Genomic DNA, 4433 nt, shown 5'->3' on the forward strand with positions numbered 1-4433 from the left:
CCCGCCCCGCTCCCGGGGTCAGTCGATCCGGACCTCCTCGACGCGCACCGGCCGGTGCTCCCGCAGCGACAGCGTGCACGCCTCCGCGATCCACCCGGCCTCCAGGGCGTCCGCGACCGTGCACGGCGAGGGCAGGCGTCCGGCCACGACCTCGGTGAAGGCGGTGAGTTCGGCGCGGTAGGCGTCGGTGAAGCGGTCCATGAAGAAGTCGTGCGGGGTGCCGGCCGGGAAGGTCACGCCCGGCTCGACCGAGCGCAGCGGCAGCTTGTCGTCCAGGCCGACCGCGATGGAGTCCTCGAAGCCGTGCAGCTCCATGCGGACGTCGTAACCGCGGGCGTTGTGACGGCTGTTGGACACCACCGCGATCGTGCCGTCGTCCAGGGTGAGGACGGCGCCGGTGGTGTCGGCGTCGCCGGCCTCCGCGATGTAGCCGGCGCCCCGGTTGCCGCCGACGGCGTACACCTCGGTCACCTCCCGCCCGGTCACCCAGCGGATGATGTCGAAGTCGTGCACCGAGCAGTCCCGGAAGATGCCCCCGGAGGCGGCGACGTACGCGGCCGGCGGCGGGGCCGGGTCGAGCGTGGTCGACCGTACGGTGTGCAGCGCGCCCAGCTCACCGGCCCGGACGGCGGCGCGGGCGGCGACGAAGCCGGCGTCGAAGCGGCGGTTGTAGCCGATCTGCACCGGTACGTCGCCGGCCTGGACCGCCTTGAGGACCTCCACGCCCTCCGCCATGGTGCGGGCCACCGGCTTCTCGCAGAAGACGGGCACACCCGCCTCCACGGCGGCGAGGATCAGCGCCGGGTGGGCGTCGGTCGCGGCGGCCACGACGATGCCGTCCACCCCGGCGGTCAGGACCGCCTTGGGCGAGTCGGCCACCTGGGCCCCGAACCGCTCGGCGGCCGCCCTGGCGGCGTCCGCGAACGGGTCGGCGACGACCAGCGACTCGACCGCGTCGAGCTTGGACAGGGTCTCGGCGTGGAAGGCGCCGATACGGCCGAGGCCGAGGATTCCGATGCGCATGTGCTCCGCTGCTCCTTGTGTGTGGGTGCCTGCTGTCCGTTGCTGCGGGAGGGCCCTGGAACGGGCCGGCTCCCTCGTGCTCAGTCCAGTCCGCCGAGCACGTTCTGGTCCCAGTCGATCACCGAACCGGTGACCACCCCCGACCGCTCGGACAGCAGGAGGACGACGAAGTCGGCGATCTCGTCCGGCCGGCCGAGCCTGCCCATCGGCAGCCGTGCCGCGGCCTGCTCCCGCCAGTCGTCGCCGGCGCCGTGGAAGGCGCGCTGGGTGGCGTCCTCGCCCTCGGTCGCGGTCCAGCCGATGTTCAGGCCGTTGATCCGGATCCGGTCGAAGCGGTGGGCGTGCGCGGCGTTGCGGGTCAGCCCGATCAGTCCGGCCTTGGCGGCGACGTAGGGCGCCAGGAAGGGCTGTCCGCCGTGCGCCGAGGAGGTGATGATGTTGACGATCGTGCCGGGTGCCTTGCGGGCCACCATGTCCGCCACCGCCGCCTGCATCGCGAAGAACGGTCCCTTGAGGTTGATCGCGACGTGCGCGTCGAACAGTTCGGGGGTGGTGTCCAGCAGCGTGCCGCGCGAGGTGAGCCCGGCGGAGTTCACCAGGCAGTCGACACGGCCGTACACGGAGACCACCTCGGCCACCGAGCCCTTGGCCTGCTCGGCGTCGGCGAGGTCGGCCCGTACGAACGTCGCCCTGCCCCCGGCGGCCGTCAGCTCCGCCACCAGGGCCTCGCCCGGCTCCGGCCGCCGGCCCGTCACGGCCACCACGGCGCCCTCGCGGACGGCGGCCCGCGCGACCGCGGCCCCCACGCCCTGGCTGCCGCCGTTGACCAGCACGACCTTGTCCTGAAGCAGCCCGCCGGGCTGTCCCTCGAGAAGTCGCATGAGATTCCCCGGCCTTCAGCTCTCGCGCCGTTCGGCGCCGGCCCGCAGTTCGTCGCGGAGGGCGTCCGGCGTCCACTCCTCGCGCACCGCCCGCCGTACGAGATCCGCCTGGGAGGGCGGGGCCAGACCGTCGACCGGCGGGTCGTCGTCGAGGTTGGTGGGGAAGGGGTAGCCCTCGGCGCTCGCGGCGACCACACGGTCCAGCCACGCGTCGTCCGCGCCCTCGGCCCTGCGCTTGAGCAGCACCGGGAAGACCGCGTTCGCCACGGCCTCGCGGTCCACGGTCTCCATCGCGCGTCCGAAGGCGGAGGAGACCTGGAGCAGGTTGGCCATGCGCCGGATGTCCGCCGACCGGTTCGTGCCGGCGGCGTGGAAGAGCGCCGGGTTGAAGAAGACGGCGTCGCCCTTGGCCAGCGGCAGTTGCACGTGGTGGGCCTCGAAGTACTCCTGGAACGCGGGCAGTCGCCAGGCCAGGTAGCCCGGCTCGTAGCGCTGCGAGTGCGGCAGGTACATCGTCGGCCCGGACTCCAGCGGCATGTCGCAGTGCGCGACCGCGCCCTGGAGGGTCAGGGCGGGGGAGAGGCGGTGGACGTGCGCCGGGTAGGCGGCGGCGACCTCGTTGGTGAGGAAGCCGAGGTGGTAGTCGCGGTGCACGGTCTGGGCCGCGCCGCCCGGGTTGACCACGTTGATCTGCGAGGTGACCTGGTAGCCGGGGCCGAGCCAGGCCTCGCCGACCAGCGCCAGGACGTCGTTGGCGTAGTAGTCGGCGAACGTCTCCGGATCGTGCAGGGCCGCCTTCTCCAGGGCGTTCCACACCCGGTCGTTGGCGCCCGGCTTGGCGAAGTGGTCCCCGGCGGTGGCGCCCGAGGCGCGCTGCTCGGCGATCAGTGCGTGGAAGACGGCCGTGGCCCGGTCGACCACCGCGGTGTCGGGGAAGGCGCCGCGGAACACCACGATGCCGGGGCCGTCCGCCAGGGCGCGGGCCAGCTCGGCCTGCACGGCCCGGCGGTCGCCGGCCCCGCGCAGCCGTCCGGCGTCGTAGACGAGGACGTTCCGCTCCACCGAGGAGGCGTGCGGATGGTCGGCGAGATCGGTGTCGCGCTCGACGAGCGCGCGGAAGGAGTCGAGGTCGCAGTCCTGCTCGGACAGCCAGGAACGGCGGTGTGCGGGGGCGGAGGACATCGTCGTCCTTTCGGTCGTCGGGCGACTCGGCCACGGAATGGCCGTCGGGCGGCTGGGCCACGGAACGGTCGTCGGCGGACTCCGTCGCGAGGCCACGAGGCTGTACGGTCCTGGTCGGTCCTGTCATTGTTGTCAGTACAAAGCCATCACTCAACCAGCAGCGAGCCATCAAAAACCCCTCAAGGAGCGCGTGTGGGCCATCCCTTCCCGATCCGCGAGATCGCACGTCAGGCCGGGCTGAGCGAGGCCACCGTCGACCGGGTGCTCAACGGCCGCGGCGGGGTGCGGGAGAGCACCGCGCAGGAGGTGCGCCGGGCCATCGCCGACCTCGACCGGCAGCGCACCCAGGTCCGGCTGGTGGGCCGCACGTTCATGGTCGACATCGTGATGCAGGCGCCCGAGCGGTTCAGCAGCGCCGTACGGGCCGCCCTGGAGGCCGAACTGCCCTCGCTGCACCCGGCCGTGGTGCGCTCCCGCTTCCACTTCCGCGAGACCGGCCCGGTGCGCGAGCAGGTCGCCGTCCTGGACCGGATCGCGCGGCGCGGCTCGCAGGGCGTGATCCTCAAGGCCCCGGACGTCCCCGAGGTCACGGCGGCCGTCGGCCGGCTGGTGGCGGCCGGCATCCCGGTCGTCACCCTGGTCACCGACCTGCCCGCCAGCGCCCGCCTCGCCTACGTCGGCAGCGACAACCGGGCGGCGGGCGCCACGGCCGCGTACCTGATGGGCCAGTGGCTGGGCGACCGGCCCGGCAACGTGCTCACCAGCCTCAGCAGCGGCTTCTTCCGCAACGAGGAGGAGCGCGAGATGGGCTTCCGCGGCGCCATGCGGGCCCACCGTCCGCGGCGGACGCTGGTGGAGATCGCCGAGGGGCAGGGCCTGGATGCCACGCAGTACGAGCTGGTCCGGGCCGCCCTCGAACGCGATCCGGAGATCCGCGCGGTCTACTCGATCGGCGGCGGCAACATCGCCACCCTGCGGGCGTTCCAGGACCTGGGCCGTGAGTGCGCGGTGTTCATCGCGCACGACCTCGACCAGGACAACACCCGCCTGCTGCGCGAGCACCGCCTGTCCGCCGTGCTCCACCACGACCTGCGCCAGGACATGCGGGAGGCGTGCCGTCTGGTGATGCGCGCCCACGGCGCCCTGCCGCCCGCCGGACCGACGCTGCCGTCGGCGATCCAGGTGGTGACCCCGTACAACATGCCGGCCGGAGTGGCGGGTTGACCTTTCGCCGACGGTGCCTACAGGTTGATCGCGTACACCTTGCGCAGTGTCTCGTGCACCGTCCACGTCGTACGGTCGCCCTCGCGCAGCACCGCCATGTCGCCGGGACCGACCTCCAGGGTC

At 73.1% G+C, this 4433-nt stretch carries 5 protein-coding genes; 1 reads left to right on the forward strand and 4 read right to left on the reverse strand.

Annotated features, from left to right (window positions below):
* Nucleotides 1-18: 18 nt before the first annotated feature.
* From RH94_RS19495 to RH94_RS19505, 3 genes are all read right to left on the reverse strand, one after another.
* Nucleotides 19-1023 carry a Gfo/Idh/MocA family protein gene (locus RH94_RS19495; RefSeq protein WP_073948823.1) on the reverse strand — a complete coding sequence of 335 codons (1005 nt, stop codon included), beginning with the start codon at nucleotides 1021-1023 and terminating at the stop codon, nucleotides 19-21.
* Between the two features lie 80 nt (nucleotides 1024-1103).
* Nucleotides 1104-1904, reverse strand: a complete 801-nt coding sequence (locus RH94_RS19500; protein WP_073948824.1) for an SDR family oxidoreductase — start codon at nucleotides 1902-1904, stop codon at nucleotides 1104-1106.
* A gap of 15 nt (nucleotides 1905-1919) precedes the next feature.
* A complete protein-coding gene (locus tag RH94_RS19505; protein ID WP_073948825.1) occupies nucleotides 1920-3086 on the reverse strand; it encodes a phytanoyl-CoA dioxygenase family protein in 1167 nt (388 codons plus the stop codon).
* A 192-nt stretch (nucleotides 3087-3278) separates the two neighbouring features.
* Between RH94_RS19505 and RH94_RS19510 the strand changes: the two genes are divergently transcribed.
* On the forward strand, nucleotides 3279-4310 hold the full coding sequence (locus RH94_RS19510) for a LacI family DNA-binding transcriptional regulator (protein WP_073948826.1): 1032 nt from the start codon (nucleotides 3279-3281) through the stop codon (nucleotides 4308-4310).
* 17 nt (nucleotides 4311-4327) lie between these two features.
* Here RH94_RS19510 and RH94_RS43915 read toward each other — a convergent pair.
* Nucleotides 4328-4433 (reverse strand): cupin domain-containing protein (locus RH94_RS43915; protein WP_234425894.1); only part of this gene is annotated, 106 nt, incomplete at its 5' end.

Source organism: Streptomyces kebangsaanensis (genome assembly GCF_001906585.1).
Lineage (GTDB): Bacteria > Actinomycetota > Actinomycetes > Streptomycetales > Streptomycetaceae > Streptomyces > Streptomyces kebangsaanensis.

Excerpts from the sequence above, each read along its gene's own strand:
- RH94_RS19495 (WP_073948823.1), bottom strand. The coding sequence starts at position 1,023 with ATGCGCATCGGAATCCTCGGCCTCGGCCGTATCGGCGCCTTCCACGCC.
- RH94_RS19500 (WP_073948824.1), bottom strand. The coding sequence starts at position 1,904 with ATGCGACTTCTCGAGGGACAGCCCGGCGGGCTGCTTCAGGACAAGGTC.
- RH94_RS19505 (WP_073948825.1), bottom strand. The coding sequence starts at position 3,086 with ATGTCCTCCGCCCCCGCACACCGCCGTTCCTGGCTGTCCGAGCAGGAC.